This window comes from Nodularia spumigena CCY9414 (assembly GCF_000340565.2).
GTDB classification, from domain to species: Bacteria; Cyanobacteriota; Cyanobacteriia; order Cyanobacteriales; family Nostocaceae; genus Nodularia; species Nodularia spumigena.
Genome location: NZ_CP007203.1, coordinates 3,864,255 through 3,888,688, shown reverse-complemented (window position 1 = coordinate 3,888,688; position 24,434 = coordinate 3,864,255). Strand labels below are relative to the sequence as shown.

Below are 24,434 nucleotides of genomic sequence, written 5' to 3'. Positions count from 1 at the left end.
CCCCACTCCCAACTCCCAACTCCCAACTCCCCACTCCCTACTCCTAATTTATAGCTACAATCGAGATGTTTACTTATTTGTGCTGAAGTTGTGGCTACCATATCTTGTCCCAATTGCCATCAACTCATTGATAATCAGGCGATTACTTGCTCCTATTGTCGTACAACTCTCAAAGCTTACGGTCATCCAGGAATTCCACTCCACCGGGCGACAGGGGAAGAGTATCTGTGCGACAGTTGCACATACCAGGCCGATAACACTTGTAACTTTCCTCAACGCCCCTATGCTAAAGCCTGTACCCTGTACGACAACCTAGAAGAGAGCAAGTTAAGATTACAAGATCAACGTCAAGCAAGCACCTTGGGTGCAACTGTGAAAAAATGGACTCAACGCCATCAGTCTTTGCTGCTGCTACTAGGTTTAGGATTCATCTGTTTGCTCATAGCTTTATCCATTGGTTAATCAGGTTAGACAGTAGGAATTGTCATAGTTTCAGCCGTAGAATCAACTAATATTTTTGGCTGTTCTTCAAATATAGTTAAGTCGAACCAAAAAGTAGTACCGACACCCACTTCACTCACCAGATGCATTTGACTACGATGCCTTTCCATAATATTTCTGACAATTGATAAACCCAAGCCAGTACCTTCTAGGGTGTGAACTCGGTTTTCCACACGGAAAAAACGGTCAAAAATTGCTTGTTGGTCTTCTGGAGCAATACCAATACCAGTATCGGAGATTTCCACCCGCACATGAGCCTGCTGATTGTGTGAATTAGGCTTGGTATCCAATTGGTAGGCGCGAATGGCTACTTGACCACCCGAATGAGAGAATTTGAGAGAATTACCCACCAAATTAGCTAATACTTGTAACAATAAATCATAATTACCCAAGACTAAAGGCAAATCCAGGGGTACTTCCTGAATGAGTGTAATGCCTTTGTCCCTAGCATTGAGTTGGTAAGTACGCAGAGTTTGCTCAATAGCTTGGGCTAAATCCACCCCACCAAAGTTGTAGCTGCGTCCAGATTCCAGCTTGGACAAATCCAAAACATCGTTAACTAAACGGGTAAGTCTGTCGGTTTCATTATTGACAGTTTGCAGAAAATCTTGCCGTTGTTCTAGACTCAAGTCTTCGCCATACTCATGCAAAGTTTCAATAAAGGATTTGATATTAAATAGCGGCGTGCGTAATTCGTGAGAAACATTACTTATAAATTGGCTTTTTGCCTCATTCAGTTCTACCTCACGGGTAATATCTTGAACAGTGATGGCAATACCTTTGATGCTCTCCCGTTGGAGATTGAGTACAGTAGTCAAGAGAATGCGGACAGTACGCTTGGTGGGTTCGTTCAAATGAATGCGGAACTCGGCACTTTCACATTCACCTGCGGCCATTTCATACAAAGGATGGGTAATTTCCATCTGCACTGCTGAAGGCAAATGATGTAAAACATTGCTACCTTCAACTTGTATCCCTTCCCACCCAAAAATTCGCCGCGCTGTGGGGTTAACTAAAATCACCTGCATACTGTTATCAATTAACACAGCACCATCGGCAATTGTAGAAACCAGTGTTTCCAATTTGGCTTTTTCTGCGGTTAATTCTTCAATATTTTGTTCTTCATAACGCTCTAGACGCTCTGCCATTTCGTTAAAACTGAGAATTACCTCTCCCAGTTCGCCACCTAGAGGTAAGTCAATGCGCTGCTTGAAATTACCCGCCGCAATTTGTTTTACCCCTACTAGCAGTTCTTTAATCGGCTTAGTAATAGTCAAAGCGTTAATGACTCCTGCCAAAATCACCATCACCCAAATTGTGATAAAAACGGCAATAGTCACATCACGGGTAAAATTAGTGGAAATAACTGCGGTTTGATTCGGGTTGATACCAATCGCCAATACACCCTGGTATTTTTGATCGACAATCAGGGGGATAAATACATCGGTGACTACGCCATCTGGGGTCATGTGTTGCCGCACCATCGGCTTTTCCCGGTCATTGGTGTAATCTTCTGGCAGTTGTATGCGTCGTTCAATGGTCAGGGAGTTTTCTACCTCTGGTTCCCAAAAAGGAATGCCGAAAAATATTTTGCCAGTTTGATCAGCGTACAGCATATAACGCACACTAGAGGTGCTGCTGTAGAAGCGTTGGGAAAATTGGGCAACTTCAGTCAGATTGTGGTCAGCTATGAGGGGAGCAACGTTAGCAGCAAGTAGTAGTCCTAGGTCACTACCAAAGCGGGTATCATTCATCCGAGCATCTTGCTGAATTGTATTCACAGCCCAGAAGGTCAGACCACTCATGACCAACGACACTACTAAAGTGGCGACAGCCAAAAGTTTTGTCTGGAGGGTGAATTCAGTCCACCAGTTAGCAATTGCTTCTCGGATTGTTTTTAAAGGAGCCAGCATTTTCAACAAAGTTGTTAGTAATTTCGCTTATTCAACCCAACAACTAAAAAATTAACAGTTAATTTGATAAATATGTTAATTGAAAGGTGAAGGTACGGATGAGATGGCAACTTTCAAGGGTAGGTTGTACTTAATTGCGGCAGATAAGGTCAATGATCTATGTCTACTACACCTTAATCATACTGTGGTCTTCGTTGTGAGGTGAGATGCGCCACGCCTTAGACATCGCGTAGCGCGCAAACCAGCAATAATTTCTACTTCAGGACTCGATGACCGATATCTTTTCGGTAATATATCCCTTCAAATTCCAGGGATTTGATCCCAGTGTATGCCTGAGCGATCGCCTGCGGAAAATCTTTGCCGATAGCAGTCACATTTAACACTCGTCCCCCATCTGTGGCTATTTGTTGTTGCTGGTTTAATTTCGTACCTGCGTGAAATACAGTTACACCTGCGGCCTCCGCCTCTGGAATACCAGTAATAACTTTGCCTTTTTCGTATGCCCCCGGATAACCACCGGAAGCGGCGACAACAGTGGCAGCAGCGCCCTGTTTCCAAGCTATGGGGGGCATTTCGCCTAAACGCTGCTGGACACAGGCTAAAATCAATTCTTCTAGGGGTGTGTCTAACAGTGGCAAAATTACCTGAGTTTCCGGATCACCGAAGCGACAGTTAAATTCTAAAACCTTCAAGTCGCCATCGGGGGCAATCATTAATCCAGCATACAGCACGCCTCGGTAGTCGATGCCTCTGGATCTTAAACAGGCGATCGCTCTTTCCAAGACTTCGGTTTGAACGCGTGACATTAACTCTGGTGTAGCAATCGGTGCGGGGGCGTAAGCTCCCATTCCACCAGTATTTTCCCCTGTATCACCGTCCCCAATCCGCTTATGATCTTGCGCTGGTAGCAAAGGGCGAATAGTTAACCCATCAGTCAAGGCTAAAACTGATACCTCTTCCCCCATCAAACATTCTTCAACAACAACAAAATTGCCCGCACTACCGAACTGTCCTTGAAAAATCGCATCAATGGCACTTTCAGCCTGTTCTAAAGTTCCAGCAACTATCACACCCTTACCTGCTGCCAAACCGTCGGCTTTGACTACTATGGGTATTCCCTGTGCTTTTACATAGGATTTAGCTGCTGCTGCCTCAGTAAATACCGCAGCTTTGGCTGTAGGAATCCACGCTTCTTGCATTAAAGCCTTTGCCCAAGCCTTACTCGCTTCAATTTGCGCTCCAGCTTTCCCAGGCCCAAATACCATCAGTCCTTGACTTTGGAGGTAATCTGTGATACCCATTGCCAGGGGTACTTCTGGCCCTACTACCACCAAAGAAATGCCATTTTCCAGAGCGTATCGGCTCATCCCCTCAAAATCATCGACAGCCAAAGGCAAATTCTGGCAACGTTCCAGACTTGCAGTACCGCCATTTCCTGGTACACAGACAACTTGCTCAACTTGCTGAGATTTTAACAGTTTCCAGGCTAGAGCGTGTTCGCGCCCCCCATTACCGACAACTAAAACTTTCACTAATTTCCTCGTGCGTTCCTTGTGAAACGAGAACACCCTAGTACAGTACGGCGTAAATAGGACAACCATTTAAAATCAATCAAAAGCCTATAAAGTCAGACTTTTGACTTTTGACTTTTGACTTTTGACTTCCGCCTTGCGGTACTAGCGGCTCTCGCGGATCAATTTTTTCATCAATTATGATGCTAATGCAAGACCCTGAACATCTGCCTTGCTAATGGCATTAAAAATTATACTAATTGAACTTGTATATTTAAAGAATAATCGCGCTACTTTTAACCAGGACTTACGCAAGAACTCTCGGAAACCTTCTTAACTTTGTGTCCTTCGTGTCCTTCGTGGTTCGTTTTTCCATAATTCAGTTTAAGTACTATTAACAACAATCAACTTCTGGGTATTTGCCAAACTATGAATACAGGATAACAGTATTGATATTGATCATTAATTTTTCAATTTTAAAACATCCTCTAAAAAACTTGCTCACGGATGAACTATAGTAACTATACAGCAACTTTCGTGGAAATAAAGTATAGATTTATCTGTGTTTATCTGTGTTTATCTGTGGTTAATTATCTTTTAATAGACTACATCTACTAGCAAAGTGCTGTAAGTATCAACCCATCAAGAAAAAGATTAAAAACACATCAATAGATTCAGATAGAAAATATGGCTAAAACTATTGTTACTGGAGCAGCAGGCTTTATTGGTTCCCATCTTGTGGAAGCATTACTGCAACAAGGAAAAGAAGTGATTGGGATTGATCAATTCAACGATTACTACGATCCTATATTAAAGCACAAAAGTATTGCTCATTTACAGAATGCACCTAATTTTACTTTAATTGCCGGAGATATTCAGTTTTTAGATTGGCAGACACTGCTGCAAGATGTTGAGGTAGTTTACCATCAGGCGGCACAAGCTGGGGTCAGAGCAAGTTGGGGTGAAGGGTTCCGAAATTATACAGAACGCAATATTAGTGCCACACAAATTTTGCTAGAAGCTGCCAAAGATGCTCAAGATCTGAAAAGATTAGTATTTGCCTCTACATCAAGTGTATATGGCGATGCCGAAACATTACCGACCCATGAAAAAATTCCGCCGCAACCGGTTTCGCCCTATGGTATTACCAAGCTAGCAGCTGAACGTTTGTGTAGACTATATCACAAAAACTTTGGTGTACCGATGGTGGCATTACGCTATTTTACAGTTTATGGTCCCAGACAGCGCCCAGATATGGCATTCCATAAATTTTTCAAAGCTATATTGCAGGATGAAGCAATTCCCATTTACGGTGATGGACAGCAAACGCGAGACTTTACCTTTGTGAGTGATGTCATAGCTGCCAATTTAGCAGCCGCCACTGTACCCCAAGCCGTGGGTGAAATATTTAATATTGGCGGTGGTAGCAGGGTAGTTTTAGCAGAAGTTTTGGAAACTATGGCAGAAATAGTTGGTAAACCCATTCAAAAAAATTACATCGAAAAGGCGATGGGAGACGCGCGCCATACTGCTGCTGATGTCTCGAAAGCCCGGCAAATTTTAGGATATCAGCCCCAAGTTTCTTTGAGGGAGGGTTTGACGCAGGAATGGCAATGGGTGAAGGCGTTGTATGCTTGATAAGGGACTGACAAATAAAAAAATCCGAGATCACCTAACCCAATAACCTCTCAAACCCTCATAACTCTGTGTTCTCTGTGTCCTCTGCTGTTTTATACTCTGGTAGTCTCAACAGAGGATCTACTTGAGCAATATACAGCAGTGACAATCCCATTGGTGTCACATACCACAAAGCATCTGTGAGGCTGATGCTATCAAACCAGCGAAATAATGCCCAATCAATTATTGCCACACTGATGTATGTAAAACGAATGTTGTTACCCATTTTGGACAGGAAGATATAAAACCCAGCTGCTATGAGTAAGGCAATGGGGGAAACTTGCAGTCTGGTTTCCCATATAATTATTAGGGGTACGATGTATGCGGCTTGTTGCCAAGGTCTTTTCGACCAACCCCAATTTTCCCAAGGTAAGATGTATAAAAAATAGGCAATTACGCAGGCGATCGCACTATTCCAAGGCACTAAGGGACCACCTAACCACTGTCCTACGGCTGTTTCCCGCCAATACACTCGCATAGCAGCTATCTCTAAGAATCCGAGGTAAACCCACAATTCTCCGATGGTGATGATACCAAAGATGCGGGGAGTTTGCGGGGTTCCCTTTCCTTGAAATATGGCATATCTAATTAAAAATACCCCAGTGGCTAATCCCACCAAACGGTTAATGTCAATGGGAAGGGGAATGGCCGCCATTAATAAGCCGCTACTCCAAAACCAATGCAGATGGGCGATTCTTTTCAGTTCTGGGGGAGTGAGACGTAAATAGCTGACAATCCAAGGTGTGAGGATGCGATAAGCATACATGATGCTAGTCCCCAGGGCTGACATGGCAATTAAACCATCACCTAATGCGCCTCCGGTGGTTTGGGACATTTGATAAAACAGCAGTTCATAGGCGGAAATTGATACGCCAATGATGCCTAAATACAATAGAGGTTTGAAAGATGTATTTCTTCGCCCCACACCAATGAGAATTAAAGCTACACCTAAAGTAAATAAACCAGTCCAAGCGCTAAAGGTATCTAAACGCAGCAGGACACTAAATGCACCATAGATTAATGGTAAAATATGCAAGCTAGTGGGAATTCTGGCTAATTGGTGTTTGCGTCGCCACCACTCTCCTAAAAGTTGGGCGATTAAGCCCAAGGCGATGTTAGCAACTGCAATTTTGATCGTGGAACGTTCTCCAAAGGCTAATCCCTCAGCAATTAACAATTCTACACACCAACCGATGCCATAAAATGCCCAATTTGTGGGATACTGCCAACTTCGATAGACAATTGCCCCTAATGTGATAGTTGTGGCTGTTAAAAATAATATTCCTGGGGTAAATAACCCAAAATATACTAACGCCGAGTGCAGTGTCATTGTAGCTAATTCAATGCTACATAATGCGATCGCCCAGCCATCACAAGCTACTGCATATATAGTGGCTAATTCGTTACCCCGGCGGCTGAGAACTGTTCTGGCTAACCATAAACTGAGGATGGCGATCGCACCGACAACAAACCACCCAGTTATACTAAGTTCAGGTATACTCTTCCATAGCAACGCCCCGGTTAAACTCAAGCCAAAACCAACTGTAATTCCCGCATTGGCTTGGTGTCTTAAATAGCGCGTATTTGCAAACATGACAGCCGTAGCCACACCCAGACTAATTAATCTGATTCCAGGCAGTGGTAAAGTTAATAACTGAGTCATGCACACAGCTAGAACACTTAAGAAAGTATTTGTAGTGCGGCGTTGTGCAGTGGTGCGACTGGCTAAACCTGTGAGAGTTAAAGGCGTAATTAGCCAAATAATCCCCCAATGATTGAGAATACCGTCGTTATACCAAGAGACTTGGTTATTCATCCACAGGAGATTAAAACTCACAATAGCCAGCCCTAAACCGATGTACCAGGAGCTACTTTGCCATAATCCATTTCCCAGACTAAATACCCATTCTGCCACCATCAGAGCGAGTAAAATACTTGCCCAGATGTGTAAATCTAGATTTGGTAATAGCCAATTAATTGTAGAAGCAAGTGTCAGCACCCCCGTGATGTGAGTCAGATATACCAAGGGAATGGGGACAGGGGAACGGCGTTTGGTGACTACTGCGAGAGTGATGGTAGAAAAGAGTAAATTGAGCGATAGCGAAGCGCTGCTGCCAGCAGTTCGCAATGTGGGATTTACAGTGGCAATTGTGGTTAAAAAAGCACCAAATACGAGCGTGAGCAGTTCACCAAATTTCGCTAATTCCGGCTTTTGGGCGCGATTTAGCTTCTCAGTGATTACCACCATGAATATTAAATAAGGGAATAAAGCGACACTCAAGAATGCCCAGGGTTCATTTTGAGAATTAGTGAGTTGAATTGCAAGAGCGATCGCACTTTGTTGTAAATCTAAAGGTACTAACCGCCAACCCAGCCAAACTGCTTGTAAACCAATGGCAAAAAATATGGCTAAGTCCTTCTTAAAACTATATCTTTGTAAGCGATTACCCACATACCACAAAGCCAATCCACTCACGGCTATTGCTTGTGCTGGTTGATTGAACACCGTTACTAGCCAACCAAGGAATAATAAAATGCTTCCCAGGATTTGCCAAGGGGATGAAGAATCTCTGTGTTGGGCTAACCAAGTTGCTAACCAGCCACAAATCCCAATGGCTAACCCTAATTGAGTGATATCTATCCCATGTACAAATATGGCTCGAATTAATAGCACTACTAACGCATAAATAATGACAGCAGCGAATAAGTTTATACCTAAGTTATTCGGCTGTTCACTGGGATTTTCTGAGGTAATGGGGGGCTGCTGTGGGTAGCGATTGTGATAAATAGTAATGATAGTTGTACCTACCATTGCCAGGTAAATGGCAATTACGGGAAAGTTGGGGATTTGCCAACCCCAATGTAAATAAATTAACCCCAGAATATTAAATAGAGGTAATTTCCCTGTGGGTAAGTTGCTAAAAACAGCGCGATTTTTGCAGAGTGCAATGGTAATAAATGTTAGGGTAGGACAGGCGATCGCCACTGTCAACCAGTCCAAAGGATTTTGCCATAACTTAAAGCTATCCATTGCCCAAAAGTTCACCGGGATTAATAAAAGGGTGACAATTAGCAACGTCTGAGCTGTTAACCTGAGATTATCTTGTCTCCCAGCCCAAAAGCTAAACCCCCAAAAACTTAAGGTATAAAGGAATAAAACGCCATATTGTCCCGAAGCCGGAAATCTCTCCCACTGACTAGCAGCGAGTAAGCCAGAGGAAAGCACAACCAGAAATAAACCTAAAAACAATAGCCAACGCACACTCAATTCAGCCCCCAGAGACTGCAAAATTGAGCTGAGGAAGTTGGGTTCTGGTGGTTGTTTGGGCGTTTGTCTGCGGCTACTAGATGCTAAAGCTTCTACAGGCAAAGCTTTTACAGGATCAGAAACAGTGACGGTTTCAGGTCGATTTAGGGGTTCTAATACCACCGAACAAACAAGAAACTGTCGGGATAGTTGCCTAACTTGGATATCGGAAATTAAACCCAAGCGCAACCATACATCCAATCCTTCTAGTAATTGCGGGTGGGAAGATGGTAGGCTGAGTTCAATTTTTAAATGTTGGTCTGGAGATGGCATAAGCCGTAATCATATCGGTAGACACTTATATCATTATTCGTCAACAGTGAATTTATGCGATCGCTATGCCACTTATTTTTATTGACTACGCAGGAAAAATTGGGAACTTGATCCTCTTTTTTCTAGTCCCCGATCACACATAGTAAAGTTTTATCAATAAACTTTTCAAAATTGTAAATATTTTGATATGTAGAATTATAAATATAAACTTAGTTAAGAAGTTCCGAGAGATTAGTCTTCGATGGTTGCATATTCTGACTATCCCATTAGGAGTACCCAAAACTGGACAGAAGAAGGAAGCAATAGGAATGGCAGTGGGACATAATTCAACCAACAGATATAAAATTCTTACTTAAGGAAAAGATGAGGAAGAAATTATGAATGGTCGAAGAAACCGCCGCCGACATCATCAAATATCCAGATTAAATCATAGAAACAAAAGTGGTTTGTGTGGTGTAGCGATCGCCACTAGCAACACTAGCCCAATTTCTGCTGATTATCTTATTAATCAGTTAGATGAAAAAACCCAACAGGCAATGATTGATGCCATTAACGATGAATATTATGCCCGTGCTTTTTATACATCAGTAATCAACAAATTTGGAGAAGTGCGTCCTTTTAGCAACATTGTTCATGCTGAAGATAGACACGTTTCTTTGTGGAATTCCCTATTTACTAAATACGGAATCCCGATTCCTGCTGATACTTTTATGGGAAATATCCCAGCGCCCGATACTCTCCAAGCTGCCTGTCAAACAGGGGTAGAATCCGAAATAGCTAATGTCCAAATGTATAACCGCTTTTTAGAATTTGTGCAGGAAACAGATTTACGAGAGGCGTTTTTCCAACTTCGCCATGTTTCTCAAAATAACCATCTTCCTGCTTTTCAACGTTGTGCGGGTAATTAGCTATCAAGATTCAGAACTACTGAGGGCTTTTTGCTGTTGATACATCTTTTTAAATAAACCTTGTTGCACCTTATGATCTACAATTGGTGCAGGATAGCCAATACTTTGAAGTTCCAAAGGGGGAATTTTACCAGTTACTAAATATTCTGTATCTACAGACCGTAATTCTGATACCCATTGGCGAATATATTCTCCTTCCCCATCAAATTTTTGTGCTTGACTAGCAGGGTTAAAAATCCTTAATGGCTTCGGGTCCATACCACTAGAAGTACTCCATTGCCAACCGCCATTATTAGCAGATAAATCACCATCAATCAACTTCTGCATAAAGTATTTTTCTCCCAATTGGGGATTTATCATTAAATCTTTAGTTAAAAAACTAGCCACAATCATCCGACAACGGTTGTGCATCCAACCCATTTCATTTAATTGGCGCATTGCCGCATCTACAATGGGATAGCCAGTTCTCCCTTCGCACCAAGCCTGAAAATATTCATCGTTATTTTGCCAAGGAAAGTTTTTGAACGTGTCACGGTAAGCACCCTCAGCCAATTCTGGAAAATTATACATGGCGTGTTGATAAAACTCCCGCCAGGCTAATTCCTGTTGCCATGTACGTATACTAGCTGCTGTTTCTTCGCTGCGGCTAAATTCTTGCGCCTCTAAAGTGGCTTCCCACACCTGACGAATGCCAATCACACCAAATTTCAAAGCTGCACTCAATCTTGATGTACCATCAACACCAGGAAGGTTACGCTGTTCTTGGTATTCAGTGATTGCACTGTCAGTAAATTCCTGTAATCTTTCTTGGGCTGCGGCTTCTCCAGGGGAAATACTTAATTCTCCATCCCAGATAAATCCTAAATCTCTAGCTGTGGGTAATGGAATAACCCCCGCTTGTTTAGCAATTTCCTGTTCAGCCTCCGTTAAACCTGCGGCATTTTGCAGTGTTTCTACTGATTTGGCTTTGGGTTTGCTACTCCAGTTTTTCCAGAAAGGACTGTAAACAGTGTAAGGACTTTTCGTACCTGTACGAATCTCGTCTGGTGCGTGGAGAATCTGATCCCAATTTTCGTGCAGAAATTCAATGCTGTTTGATTTTAGGATATCAATTATTGTGCGATCGCGTGTTTGAGAATAGGGTTCTACATCCCAGTTCCAAAATACAGCTTTGGCATTTAACGCTTTTGCTAAAGCTGGTATAACTTCTACAGGATTGCCATGTAGGATTAACAATTGGCTACCAACTTGTGCATATCGCTGTTGTAGTGCTTGTAAACAGCCCATCATGTAGGTGACTCTCGCCGGGGCGACATCATCCCGTGACAGAATTTGAGGATCAAGGCAAAACACGCCCACAACTTTGGCACTGCGCTCTCTAGCCGCCACTAATCCTGTATTATCAGAAATACGTAAATCACGACGATGCCAAAACAAAATTAAGTCAGACATACCACACCCATCTTAGTTCGCTTGTACTAGCTTAGACCCTTATGGTATTTTTGAGCATCATTCTGATGATCAAAAATGTAGAGACGAATCATAAATAATGTAGAGACTTTGCATGGAATGTCTCTACAAGGGTTTTGGAAAAAGCATCTTTAAATTCGCTCAATGTCTAGTACAATTTCATCAAAGCATAATCTCCGGTATCTCTATCGGGATTGTGTCTTATTGAGTTAAAGTTAAATATACTCTTTTTAATTCCAAGTAGCTAATTAGTATTTTTGCCATGCCCATCCTATTACTAGACAACGGCACAATCAAGCGCGATTTAGATGAAATAGTGGGAGAAATCGCGCCTCTTGGCATCCATTTGAAACATTATGACCCAGGAACATCACTACTTTTCCCCCATCTTCTAGAACAAGACGTTTTAATTGACTCAGACAAACAACAGATAATAGAACTACATCATGGAGTTTTTGAATTTATCCAGCAAGAAAACGGCTATCTGTGGTCTGATTTGCTAAATTTGCATCCAGGTTCGCCCAATATCCAACATTTGATTGCTACTTACAGCCGTTACCATCATCATACTGCGCCTGAAGCTCTCTACATATTGGCAGGAGAAATGATTTTTGGTTTTGTCAAACCCAATGGTAAACAGGTACAGCTGTTAATTCAGTCCCAAGACTATATCCACATTCCCGCAGGTGTGGAACATTGGTGTAGTCCTACGGCATTGTTGCATTGTAAAGCGGTACGCTATTTTACAACTGTGGAAGGATGGGTTCCTAATTATACAGGGACTCAGTTGAGTGATTATCTCAATAAGCCGTATTAAAACTGTGATGGGAAAGCGATCGCCCGCAGGAGGTTCAAACCCCCGTCTGGTAGCGAAAGTCCCCACTCTCAATGTACTCATAGGGTGGGGATGCATGGTGATTGGAGTGTGGGATTGAACAATAAAGTGCAAAAATTCTGGTTTAGCAAATAAATAAAAGTCCAAAATTGTTTGTAAGTGCTGATATCACATCTGAGTCAGCACACAGGAAGTATTTAGGTAAAATTTTAGGTTTGCTTAAGCGAACTACTATCGTAATTATATTGGTACTGCTATATTAAATCTAGAACCCTGTTTTAGACATTTTTAGCTTTGTATAGGCATTACCTAGACTAGCGATTATGCACATTGAGAAATGGTAATTGTTGGAGTGAAGGAGTAACCAGTGGAAAAGTTTGATGTTTTTCTTTGTCACAATACTAACGATAAGCCTGCGGTTATCCAAGTGGCCGAACAGCTAAAGCAATGCGGAATTGTACCCTGGTTGGATATTTGGCATTTACGCCCTGGTTTTCCTTGGCAACGTATACTAGAACAGCAGATAGACCAGATTGGAGCAGCAGCAGTTTTTGTGGGGGGATCAGGAATTGGCCCTTGGCAGAGTCAAGAAATCGATGCGTTTCTACGAGAATTTGTGGGGCGGAAATGTCGGGTTATTCCGGTACTTTTACCGGATGCTCCAACAGAACCAAAATTGCCTCCATTTCTCCAGGGTTTAACGTGGGTTGATTTCCGTTTAGTGTATCCTGAACCGATGGGACAGTTGACGTGGGGTATAACTGGACAGAAGCCACAGGGAAACTTACAGGTGAATGATAAAAAGCCAGAAGCAGTAACGACAGAGAAATTTCTTGAAAATACAAAATCTCTGCCTAAACCTATTAGATGGAATGATCAAAAAAGACAAGAATTACTTAAGATTGTCCATAAAGTATTTGAAGAGGAAGAATTAAAGACTATATGTTTGAATAATCAAGAATTATTACATGGAAATCCTTATAGTAAAATTCAAGGAAATACAGTTAGTAGTAGATTAAATTATTTAGTTGATTATTTAATTAGAAAAAATTCGATTCAATCTTTTCTAGAAATACTTAGTAAAGAAAGCGAATATTTTGCTTCTTTATTAGAGGATGTTTGAAAAGTCTAATTTATTACAGCCCTGGCGACTAGAAGTCGCGGCTATACAAACCAAACCCGCCTGCGCGGGTTAAAAACCTGAATTTTTCATTAGTCCACGCAGGTGGACTTTGCTTGTGTAGTAGCGAATTATATTCGCCCAAAACTTTTAAAACATCCTCTTAGAATTTTTACACGGATAAGTAATTTTTCAGGAAAGCTCATAAGTTTACCATTGATTTTTACCAAATATGGAACTCAGCGATAACCAAAGAAAAGAATTAATTAAGATTGTTCATAAAGTATTTGAAGAAGAAGAATTAAAAACTATATGTTTGAATAATCAACAAATATTACATGGAAATCCTTATAGTAAAATTCAAGGAAATACAATTAGTAACAGATTGAATTATTTAGTTGATTATTTAATTAGAAAAAAGCTAGTAGATGATTTTTTAGCATTATGTCTTAAAGATTCAGTTAATCAAAAAACTGAACTAAAGAACTTTTACTCACAAAGATTAAAAGCAAAAGAAGTATTTAATAAGTATAATTTTCAAACTTTAATTAATATTTTGCAAAAAGTTAATGAAGATAAGTCTGTAATTAATTCTTATAATAATTATTTAGAGAACAATGATATCCCAAAAGGAAAAATAAACTCATTTGACATATCACAAGCAATTGATGATTTATTGATGTTGATGTGTTCCAAATCTGACGGAGACAACCATATTTCTGATAATCCACATGATTCTTGTTATTTACTAGATTTCGTAGAAAAGTTTTTGTGTGAAATTGTATATATTCAAAATATTACAGAGGATTTGCAAGAGTGGATTAAAAGAAATTTTCCAGAAGTGGCATTTCGTAATAAGATCCAAATTCAAAATTTAAATAATATTAATATTGTTGATTATCTTTTTTTTTGTCATAGAACCAAAGATTGAAAACAATAAAGAGTTTTTTATCAAAGCTGAATTTGCACAATATGCAAATAATAGGGCTGAAGAAGAAATTACAAAATTTCCTATTGAGTTAAACACAGAAGAAAAACGGGAAAGTTTTACAGAAAAGCAAATCATTGATTTTGTATATCAAAGCATTCAAGCAATGACAGAAAAGCTTACACTGAAAGGAATTACATCAGATAGCTTACCAATTATAGAATTATTTGTACCTGTCAGTCTTCTAGGCACAGCATTTGATATTAAAAAAATTCCTGGAGACATTGACCCTAAGAAAAAAAAGCCCATTGGTCAGTTATACCCATTGATTGTACGCTCTTATGATAGATTTTCCAAAAATGAACATCATAGATTAAACAAGGTGTGGCGAGATCAATGGAAATTGTTACAAGTGTTTATTAATGAAGCTAATAATACTCAAGAATTTATAAACAAGCTTAAGGGTAATAATTTTTGTGTTTCTAATCTAATTGATGACCCTTTCCCGACTTCAAAATCAAGGTGTGAAGCAATTTTTGACCACATTTTGACTAAAGGTTTTCCTTTGTGCTTATGGACTAGATACACAGAAAATAATCAAATTGGTAATATTGACGAATGTTTGGAATTGATCTTAAACATAGAGCGTAATACTTCTCTTGATTTTTGTAAATTATATAAAATTCTGAAAAATATTTATGAAATTCGCAATAACGAAAAATATACCAAAGAAAAAGACGATTTTGGTTATAAACTAGGAGTATTGTTTGACCATGATAAAATACCAACAAAATCTAGTCAACTAATTTCACCTAATACGGCAATGAAGGTTTAGAAATCTATAGTGTAGTATTAAATGATATATGAATATAAGGAGGAAACAATGGCTAAAAGTAAAACAAAAAATGATTCAGCAAACCACAAAGATTGGTATTTATTTTATGGCGATGGCAAAACCCATGTTAAAAAGATTGATGAACTTCCACCATCACCGCCTTGGCGAAAATTTTTAGATATTAAAAAAGACCCAAAACAATTCGCAGAAATTACACAACAATGGGATGCAATTCAAGCATTAGCAAAATCTGATGAAAATAAACGAGGTCGAGAAAAGGGTGAAAAATTTCGTGTTTCTAGTCAAGCAACAAAAGCAGATGATGACGAGCAAACAAATAATACTAACATAACAGTATTAGATGCGGTAAATGCGGCGCTATATTTGCGACGACCTCTTTTGGTTACAGGAAATCCCGGATCTGGAAAAACATCTTTAGCTTATGCGATCGCGCATGAATTACAATTAGGTTCTGTATTAACTTGGGCAATTACTTCTCGTTCTACACTACAGGATGGATTGTATGATTATGATGCGATCGCACGACTCCAAGATTATCAGCTAAATAAAGATAACCCAGAACAAAAACAATCTTTTGATATTGGACAATATATCACATTGGGGCCAGTTGGTACAGCGTTTTTGCCATCTCTTCATCCTAGAGTATTATTAATTGATGAAATTGATAAAAGTGATATCAATTTACCTAACGATTTATTACATCTATTTGAAGAAGGTAAATTTTCTATACATGAATTAGTTCGTTGGGCAGATACTTCTAAAAATCAAGAATCTAAAACTGTAAAAGTTCGTACAGAGGATTCAAATATTAAAGCTGCAATTAAAGCAGGTAGAGTACATTGTTCAGAATTTCCCATTATTATTATGACCAGTAATGGTGAACGAGATTTTCCTCCTGCATTTGTACGTCGGTGTCTGCGGGTAAAAATGCCAGATCCTGATCAACAATCTTTAACAAACATCATTAAATCTCATTTTACTGATAGTAGTTTTACTCAGACTGAACAAAAAACTATTGAACTCATACACACTTTTTTAGGGAAAGAAGAACAAGAACGAGCAACGGATCAGTTATTAAATGCCGTTTATATGAGAAATAATCTTAGTTCGGAAGCTTTTACCCCGGACTTACAAGATTTATTGTTTAAAAGTTTATCTGCAACTGATGAACATTAAAATTTGAAAAGTATTTTAGTTTGAGGAAATTGGTATTGGAGTCATCAAAAAACCATGAGTGAGAAATTTGACCAGTTAATTAGAGTATTACAAAAAGAATTAAAGCTAACTGGTACAGAAATTGCAGAAATTCTCTGGTTAGCACAACAAACTTCTTCTAATTTTTCTGGACAAAAAACACAAGATTCATCTCATGACCCAGAAACAAGAGTTAAAGATATAACAAGAGTTAAAGATATAACAGAAGATATAACAGAAGATATAACTAATAAACTATCTGATAGTACACTAACTAATTCATTAGTATCAACTGCTGTAGTTACTCCTCAAACCTCAAAGACATTTTCTGGTAGCAGTTTATCGATAAAGCTTCCTGACCGTTCCTCTCTTCCTTATCCCCTAAAAATTGCCAAAGCATTACGTCCTTTAATTCAATATATTGCCTTTGGTAAAGCAGTTTTGTTAGATGAAAATGCCACAGTTGAACTGATTGCTGAATTAAATGGAGTCTGTATTCCTGTTCTGAAACCGCGACTAGAATTAAGATTTGATTTAACAGTAGTAATCGATAAAAGTGATTCTATGATTTTTTGGCAAAGCATAACCAAAGAATTAGAACAAATTTTAAAACATTATGGTATTTTTCGCAATATTCAAACTTTTGGTATGGTGGAAAATGAGCAAGGAGATATTTGTTTAAAACAAGAAACAAGTAAAAAAAATTATTCCCCCCAGAAATTGATTGATCCTAGTGGTCGTCGTTTAATTTTAGTAGTTAGTGATTGTGTTAGTCAAATTTGGCGCAATGGCAAAGCTTTTGATTTATTAAAAATTTGGGGTAAACATAATGTTGTAGCTATTGTGCAAATGTTACCGGAAAAAATGTGGTTACGAACTGGCTTGAGTTTAGGCACAATGGTACAGTTGGATAGTTTAATTCCCGCAGTATCAAATCGTAACTTATTCATTAGAGAAATTTTAATTTGGGATTATATTGATAAAAATTCTATCAAAGTTCCCGTTTTTAGCCTGACACAAGATTCTATAGAAACTTGGAGTCAAATGGTAACAGGAAAAGGAAATATGGGTGCAGGTGGCTTCGCATTTTCTTCTCTTCAAGAGCAAGAAAAAGAAATTGATGAGCAATCACAATTAACTGCTGAAGAAAGAATATATAATTTTCGTGTGAGTTCCTCCCCAGCAGCCAGAAAATTAGCCAGTTTATTAGCGTCTGCGCCTGTAATTAATTTGCCTGTAGTGCGTTTAATCCAAAATTTAATTAATAAAAATAAAAATTCAGAACTTCCACAAATTCATGTCATAGCTGAAGTATTTTTAGGTGGTATTTTAAAACCTACTGAAGAAATTACACCAGATACTGAACCAGATTATGTTCAATATCATTTTATTGATGAAAAAATTAGGGACAGTTTACTTCCAGACAGTTCCAGAGTCAAGTCACGGGAAATAATTGAAATTATTTCTGAATATTTTGCTAAACAACTGGGAAAAAATCTTAAAGAATTTTATGCGTTGTTGAAAAAGCCAGATGAGTTAGAAAAATTAAAAACCGAGAAGAATGTTACAGATTTTGATGTCAAACATTTTGCCACTATCACTACCAAAGTTTTAAAACGTTTAGGAGGAGATTATGCTCGATTTGCTGAAGAAATTGAACAATCTCAAAATCCACAACGAAAAGATACCGAACCTAGCATTTTTCAAGTATTTGCTGGAGAATACACTTGTTCAGTTAAATGGGGTGGAGAAACAGGTACTTGGCGTAAAGAATCAGAACCAGAACATTTATTGATTTCTCCACAAGGTGAAGTGCAGTTTCGTTCTCGTTTTGGTTTGGCGGTAATTCAAAATTTAACGGTAGATGAGCAAAGGTTATCTTGGAATTTTGGTGATAATCAAACTGCTGCTAGTATCACCTTTAAAGTAAATAGCGAAGATAGCTACTTTTGGGAAGATAATCAGACAGGAAAGTTATTTCAAGGATGGTTGAATTATCCCAATGAAGGCAGAATAGATTTTCGAGGTAGGTTGGTAATTAGTGAACCCTTGCCCGGTTTCCCTCCAATTCAAGAGTTAACCTTTGAAGCCGTAACCATTTCTGTTGAGGATGATGATCTAAATTACAACTTGCAATCTTTTGATTTTGAAGTTGCGCTCATCACAGTAAACGAATCTAATATAACTAATCCTATAGAAGTTGCTGATAATTTAGTATTTTCTCAAACAGAAAAACACTTGACTGAAGTAGAACAGCTAATTATACAAGAAACGATATCAAATAAAACTTATGAGCAAATCGCAGCATCATCAAATTACTCTACACAAGAACTAAGGGATGTTGCAGGTAAATTATGGAAAATTTTATCAACAGCTTTGGGTGCAAAAGTTAATAAAACCAATTTCAAGAATGTTATTCAACGGCAAGCAAATAATTATCGCATAGAGATTCTTCGTAGTCGTAAAACAGCCAATTGTTTTATTGAAGATGTAAATGGTGTTCAACTAGAAATGGTGTCTATCCCTGAAGGCAATTTTAAGATGGGGTCGCTAGAAGATGAACCGGAGCGTTTCAGTGATGAAAGTCCTCAACACCCAGTAACTGTTCCAGCCTTCTTTATGGGCAAATACACAGTAACACAAGCACAGTGGAAAGCTGTGGTATCTCTGCCGCAAGTTAACCGAGAACTAAAGCCTGACCCATCACGATTTAAGGGCGCAAATAGACCTGTAGAACGAGTCTCTTGGTATGATGCAGTTGAGTTTTGTCAGCGTCTGACTGCTCATACAAAAAGGGAGTACCGCCTACCTAGTGAAGCAGAATGGGAATATGCCTGTCGTGCTGGAACTACTACCCCATTCCATTTTGGTGAGACAATTACATCAGAATTGGCTAACTATGATGCTAACTCCATTTATGGCAGGGGTGTAAAAGGAACCTATAGAGAGCAAACTACACCTGTGGGCAGCTTTAACGCAGCTAACAACTTTGGACTATACGATATGCACGGAAATGTATGGGAATGGTGTCTTGACGATTGGCATGATAATTATGAAGGAGCGCCAATAGATGGTATTGCTTGGTTTAATGATAATGATAATCTTTCTCAGAAGCAAGGAAGAGCCGTACTGCGGGGCGGTTCCTGGGTCGACCTTCCTAGGGACTGCCGTTCTGCGTCTCGCGACGATTATCCTAGGGCGGAGCGCGACTTCGGCAACGATCTTGGTTTTCGTGTTGTGTGTGCTGTCGGGAGGATTCTTCAGTAGCCCTTTATACTTTTCCTCTTTTGCCCTCTACCCTTCTTCTCTTTATCCTTTTTTTGTCGCCTCTGGCGACTCGAATTTTTTGATAAAAACATTAAGATTAATTAAATCAAATGAAAGAATTATCTGTCATCCAAAAAACTTATGATTGTATAAAATGGTACGCACCAATTATTGAAAGATTGCCTAAAATTCATAAATTCACATTAGGCGATAGAATGATCAATCAATTTTATGAATTATTTGAGGGGTTAATTAAAGCCAAATATGCCAAAAATAAATTGTCTCAACTCGAAGCGCTCAATACTCAACTAGATATTTTACGTTATCAAACACGAATGCTGCTCGACTTTAACAAAATGTCAGTTGAGCGATATGAATATGCTATAAAATTATTAGACGAAATCGGTTTTGAACTAGGCGGATGGATTAAAAACCAAAAAGGCAGGGAAAAATAAATTTATTTAATTCTAAATGTAATGAAACGGTACGGCAACCTTTATCCAGAAATTATCAAATTTGAAAACATCCTTTTAGCATCACGTCAAGCACAAAAAGGCAAGAGATTTCGAGATAATGTTTTAGAATTTAATTATAATTTAGAAACAGAATTAATTAGATTACAGAAGGAATTAACAGATAAAACTTATCAGCCAGGAGCATATCGAACTTTTCACCTTATAGATCCCAAAAGTCGCCTCATTTCAGCCGCACCTTATCGGGATAGAGTTGTTCACCACGCACTCTGTAATATAATCGTCCCAATTTTTGAGAAAACTTTCATAGGTGATTCTTATGCTAACAGACTTGGTTTTGGCACGCATCGAGCGTTAAGAAAATTTACCCATTTTGCTAGAAATAGCCGCTATGTGCTTCAGTGCGATATCAGAAAGTATTTTCCCAGCATTGACCATATTGTTCTCAAAGAATTAATCCGCCGCAAAATTAAATGCCCCGATACATTGTGGCTAATTGATACTATTATCGACAATAGCAACGAACAAGAAACGGTAATTGATTATTTTCCTGGAGATGATTTACTTTCTCCTGTAATTCAAAGAAAAGGTTTACCAATTGGGAATTTAACAAGTCAATTTTTTAGCAATATTTATTTAAATGGCTTTGACCATTTTGTAAAAGAACAGCTAAAGATATCCAAATATGTCCGCTACGTCGATGACTTTGCCTTATTTAGTGATGAAAGACAATTGTTAGCTGATGCCAGATTAGCTATCGAAGAATATTTAACTACATTAAGGCTGAAAATTCATCCAATTAAAAGCCAATTATTTGAAACGCAAATTGGGGCAACTTTTTTGGGCTTTAGAGTATTTGCTGACAGAATTAGGGTACGAAATAGCAATTTACATCACGCTAGACGAAGACTCAAGGGATTGCAAACAGATTATACTCAAGGTAGAATTGAGCAAGAAAAAGTAAATCAATCAATTCAAAGTTGGTTTGCTCATTTAGAACATGGCGATACTTGGCAATTACGCCAACAGATATTTACTTCCCTCGCTTGGTCGAGGAAGTAGAGAAGGGGTAGGCGAACCCGACTGCGGGGCGGTTCCTGGATCAACAATCCTAAAAACTGCCGTTCTGCGTCTCGCAACAATAATCATAGGGCGGAGCAAGTCCTAAGTTGACAATTTCATAGACAAAACTATACTTATATTGACAAAAATCAATATATATTTTAGGAAAAAATCAACTACTTGATATATAATACGGTGATATCAAGTATTGAATTGAGACTATTGCCGACGCGAAAACCAAGCAATGATGGTGGTAGTCTTTTTCAGAAACTTAATTGGAACACAATCGCGTCTGGCTAAGGCGTGAAAGTCTACTGAGGGATAACTGCTCCCATGCTCCCGTTGAAGTAGAAAGTAAAGTCTAGTTTTGTCTAGGTTTTATATAGCAGCGCGACAACATCAACAACAATATTGGTTTTCGTGTTGTGTGTGCTGTCGGGAGGTCTCTTCACCGCGAGAGTTGGCAGGTGGGAATCTGTCGAGAGTGCAACCGAAGAGTCCAGCCTACACCTGTGATGTCGGTGACGATATCCGAAAATAAAACTGAGTTGGGCAGGTTGGTAGGTGCAAACCGAACACTTGCTCAACTCTAAAAATTGAATTCAGGCTATGTTGTAACGCTCTGCATGAGTTGATTAGCGTGGGATGCGATCGCCTGCCAATTTCCTTCTCTAACAAGCCTTTCAGGAAATAATTGACCACTCAAACCCACAGCGATCGCACCAGCTTGGATAAATTCTGGAGCATTTTCTAAAGTCACTCCCCCAGTGGGAATTAAGGGGATTTCACCCAGTGGCCCTTGTAAACTTTTAATATAATTAACTCCTCCCACAGCTTGCACAGGAAACACCTTCACACAGCTTGCACCCTGATTCCAAGCATTCACAATTTCTGTGGGAGTCATAGCACCGGGAATAATTGGCACATCTTGTTTGACTGCGGCTTGAATCATGGCAGAATCAACGTGGGGTGAGAAGAGAAATTGCGCCCCAGATGCGATCGCCTCTTGCAATTGTCCGACATTAAACAGCGTCCCCGTGCCAATAAGACAATTTGGTAACTCCGCCCGTAATAGACTAATTAATTCCCCAGGGCGATCGCTATTCCAGGTAATTTCAATCAGCCGCATTCCTCCATCAGCCGCAGCCATAGCCATATTTTGAGCTAACCGCATATCTGAAGCGCGAATAACTGCGATCGCACGGTGTTTTTGCAGATTTGATAACCAAACTTGATCAGACATTGAATAAAAATGTGAGTTCGACGGAACCTAACCCCAACCCCTTCCCTACAAGGGAAGGGGCAAAAAATCCATAACATACTATTAAATAAATAATAGGCTTTTTCAGCCTCTCTCCTCGCAGGGCTACGGTGTTGTACATACAAGTCTTATCAAGTTGCCTAACAGCGTTTCGATCCCCCCTAACCCCCCTTGAGAAGGGGGGAAATAGAATCAAAGTCCCCCTTTTTCTACGCCGAAGGCGCATCCCCGAAGGGGTTTAGGGGGATTTAGGGGGATCAGATCACTTGTGTGTACACCGTAGTTCCTTGCAGGGGAGAGGAATGGAAGGTGCAAGATATGTGTTTTGACTCTTCCTAGAGGGAGATCCATACATTTAGTATCATGCGACCTTAGCCAGATGGAATCAGAGATTGAGATTTTTAAGCTGAATGTAGTAAGAACCGAAATTAACAGGTGTAAAAACCGTATCGAACTTAACTTGCGCGGTGATACGGAATTTAAAACCCGTGCGGGTATTTCTCAATCATTAATTCATTATGGTAGACGCAACTATCACCAGCATAGTCGATGCGGTGCGTGGGTATGCCCACCGATTAACAGGCGCAGATCAAGACTACGACCCATTAATGAATTTAATCGGCAATGCGCGTTTTGTCTTGATTGGCGAAGCTTCCCACGGGACTCATGAATTTTACGAACAACGGGCGGAAATTACCAAGCGACTAATTCAAGAAAAGGGGTTTACAGCCGTAGCGGTGGAAGCGGATTGGCCTGATGCTTACCGAGTCAATCGTTACGTGCAGGGTGTCGATGATGACCCCACACCAGCCGAAGCACTCTTAAGTTTTCAACGCTTCCCTTTATGGATGTGGCGAAATACAGATGTGCTAAATTTTGTCGGCTGGTTACGAGAATACAATGATCGTTTACCCAGAAAGGCCATTAAAACGGGTTTTTATGGGTTAGACCTTTATAGTATGTATGCTTCCATAGAAGCAGTTCTCGGCTACCTGAATCAAGTTGACCCCGAAGCCGCACAACGCGCGCGCGATCGCTATTCATGTTTAGAGCATTTTGGCGAAGATGCTCAACAATATGGGTATGCTACCAGTTTTGGCATTGCTAAATCTTGTGAGGAACAAGTAATTAATCAGCTGCAAGAATTGCAACGTCGGACTGCGGAATATATCCAAAAAGATGGGCGCGTTAAAACTGATGAGTTCTTTTATGCCGAACAAAATGCGCGACTAGTCAAAAATGCCGAGCATTACTACCGCTCAATGTTTCAAGGGCGAGTGTCTTCTTGGAATATACGCGATCGCCACATGGCGGAAACCTTAGACCAGCTGATGGAACATTTGGATCAACAACATCCCCAAGCCAAAGTTGTGGTTTGGGAACACAACTCCCATTTAGGTGACGCACGCGCCACTGATATGGGGTCAATGGGTGAGGTGAATGTTGGTCAATTGGTCAAAGAACGCTATGGCGATGAGGCTGTAAATATCGGCTTTACCACCTATACGGGTACTGTCACCGCAGTTTCTAACTGGGGAGAAGCGGCTCAACTCAAACAGGTTCGCTCTGCCTTACCTGGAAGTTATGAAGCCCTATTCCATGAAACTGAAATACCCCAATTTTACCTCAACCTCCGGGATGAGAATCAAGCAATTGTGGGTCTACGACAACCCCGGCTAGAAAGAGCGATCGGTGTGATTTACCAACCGGAAACTGAGCGTGTGAGTCACTACTTCCATGCTTGTCTCCCCGAACAATTTGATGCGGTGATTTCTATTGATGATACCAAGGGAGTCCAACCTCTAGACCGTGTTCCCACCTGGGAAATGCGGGACGCACCAGAGACTTTTCCCTTTGGTGTTTAGACAAACTATTGAT

Annotated in this window: 17 protein-coding genes; 12 read left to right on the top strand and 5 right to left on the bottom strand. The window is 39.9% G+C overall.

Annotated features, from left to right (window positions below; all coding sequences use genetic code 11):
- Positions 1–90: 90 nt before the first annotated feature.
- The gene (locus NSP_RS16920; RefSeq protein WP_006195004.1) at positions 91–462 is read left to right on the top strand and encodes a zinc ribbon domain-containing protein; all 372 of its coding nucleotides are present in this window, start codon (positions 91–93) and stop codon (positions 460–462) included.
- Between the two features lie 5 nt (positions 463–467).
- Here the strand turns inward: NSP_RS16920 and nblS are convergent, their stop codons facing one another.
- Both nblS and purD read right to left on the bottom strand, forming a co-directional pair.
- Positions 468–2,414 (bottom strand): two-component system sensor histidine kinase NblS, encoded by a 1,947-nt coding sequence (gene nblS, locus NSP_RS16915; protein WP_006195003.1) that lies wholly within the window; start codon positions 2,412–2,414, stop codon positions 468–470.
- A 254-nt stretch (positions 2,415–2,668) separates the two neighbouring features.
- The gene (gene purD / locus NSP_RS16910) at positions 2,669–3,946 is read right to left on the bottom strand and encodes a phosphoribosylamine--glycine ligase (protein WP_006195002.1); all 1,278 of its coding nucleotides are present in this window, start codon (positions 3,944–3,946) and stop codon (positions 2,669–2,671) included.
- Positions 3,947–4,612: 666 nt separating this feature from the next.
- Here purD and NSP_RS16905 point away from each other — a divergent pair.
- The gene (locus NSP_RS16905; RefSeq protein ID WP_006195001.1) at positions 4,613–5,563 is read left to right on the top strand and encodes an NAD-dependent epimerase/dehydratase family protein; all 951 of its coding nucleotides are present in this window, start codon (positions 4,613–4,615) and stop codon (positions 5,561–5,563) included.
- Between the two features lie 58 nt (positions 5,564–5,621).
- On the opposite strand, the gene NSP_RS16900 is transcribed toward NSP_RS16905, so the two are convergent.
- On the bottom strand, positions 5,622–9,182 hold the full coding sequence (locus NSP_RS16900; RefSeq protein ID WP_006195000.1) for a hypothetical protein: 3,561 nt from the start codon (positions 9,180–9,182) through the stop codon (positions 5,622–5,624).
- 377 nt (positions 9,183–9,559) lie between these two features.
- Between NSP_RS16900 and NSP_RS16895 the strand changes: the two genes are divergently transcribed.
- Positions 9,560–10,090: a ferritin-like domain-containing protein gene (locus tag NSP_RS16895; protein WP_006194999.1), complete on the top strand. Its 531-nt coding sequence runs from the start codon at positions 9,560–9,562 to the stop codon at positions 10,088–10,090.
- A gap of 3 nt (positions 10,091–10,093) precedes the next feature.
- Here NSP_RS16895 and NSP_RS16890 read toward each other — a convergent pair whose 3' ends face one another.
- Positions 10,094–11,542 (bottom strand): FAD-binding domain-containing protein, encoded by a 1,449-nt coding sequence (locus NSP_RS16890; protein WP_006194998.1) that lies wholly within the window; start codon positions 11,540–11,542, stop codon positions 10,094–10,096.
- A 280-nt stretch (positions 11,543–11,822) separates the two neighbouring features.
- On the opposite strand from NSP_RS16890, the gene NSP_RS16885 reads away from it, so the two are divergent.
- The 8 genes from NSP_RS16885 to NSP_RS16850 all read left to right on the top strand — a co-directional run bounded on the left by NSP_RS16885 (position 11,823) and on the right by NSP_RS16850 (position 21,295).
- Positions 11,823–12,377, top strand: a complete 555-nt coding sequence (locus tag NSP_RS16885; protein WP_006194997.1) for a 1,2-dihydroxy-3-keto-5-methylthiopentene dioxygenase — start codon at positions 11,823–11,825, stop codon at positions 12,375–12,377.
- Positions 12,378–12,762: 385 nt separating this feature from the next.
- Entirely contained in the window at positions 12,763–13,518 is a 756-nt protein-coding gene (locus NSP_RS16880; RefSeq protein WP_006194996.1) for a TIR domain-containing protein, read from the top strand.
- 229 nt (positions 13,519–13,747) lie between these two features.
- A complete protein-coding gene (locus NSP_RS27015) occupies positions 13,748–14,446 on the top strand; it encodes an EAD6 domain-containing conflict system protein (RefSeq protein ID WP_017804267.1) in 699 nt (232 codons plus the stop codon).
- Positions 14,406–15,278 (top strand): VMAP-C domain-containing protein, encoded by an 873-nt coding sequence (locus tag NSP_RS16870; protein WP_017804266.1) that lies wholly within the window; start codon positions 14,406–14,408, stop codon positions 15,276–15,278. Before NSP_RS27015 ends, NSP_RS16870 begins: the two co-directional genes overlap by 41 nt.
- Before the next feature lie 48 nt (positions 15,279–15,326).
- Positions 15,327–16,475 carry an AAA family ATPase gene (locus NSP_RS16865; RefSeq protein WP_006194994.1) on the top strand — a complete coding sequence of 383 codons (1,149 nt, stop codon included), beginning with the start codon at positions 15,327–15,329 and terminating at the stop codon, positions 16,473–16,475.
- Positions 16,476–16,529: 54 nt separating this feature from the next.
- Positions 16,530–19,760, top strand: coding sequence for an SAV_2336 N-terminal domain-related protein (locus NSP_RS16860; protein WP_006194993.1), 3,231 nt, complete (start codon positions 16,530–16,532; stop codon positions 19,758–19,760).
- Positions 19,761–19,870: 110 nt separating this feature from the next.
- Positions 19,871–20,215 (top strand): diversity-generating retroelement protein Avd, encoded by a 345-nt coding sequence (gene avd, locus NSP_RS16855; protein ID WP_006194992.1) that lies wholly within the window; start codon positions 19,871–19,873, stop codon positions 20,213–20,215.
- Between the two features lie 21 nt (positions 20,216–20,236).
- Positions 20,237–21,295 carry an RNA-directed DNA polymerase gene (locus tag NSP_RS16850; protein WP_006194991.1) on the top strand — a complete coding sequence of 353 codons (1,059 nt, stop codon included), beginning with the start codon at positions 20,237–20,239 and terminating at the stop codon, positions 21,293–21,295.
- Positions 21,296–21,902: 607 nt separating this feature from the next.
- Here NSP_RS16850 and NSP_RS16845 read toward each other — a convergent pair.
- Positions 21,903–22,538: a bifunctional 4-hydroxy-2-oxoglutarate aldolase/2-dehydro-3-deoxy-phosphogluconate aldolase gene (locus NSP_RS16845; protein WP_017804265.1), complete on the bottom strand. Its 636-nt coding sequence runs from the start codon at positions 22,536–22,538 to the stop codon at positions 21,903–21,905.
- 536 nt (positions 22,539–23,074) lie between these two features.
- Here NSP_RS16845 and NSP_RS16840 point away from each other — a divergent pair.
- On the top strand, positions 23,075–24,421 hold the full coding sequence (locus NSP_RS16840; RefSeq protein WP_006198730.1) for an erythromycin esterase family protein: 1,347 nt from the start codon (positions 23,075–23,077) through the stop codon (positions 24,419–24,421).
- Positions 24,422–24,434 lie beyond the last annotated feature (13 nt).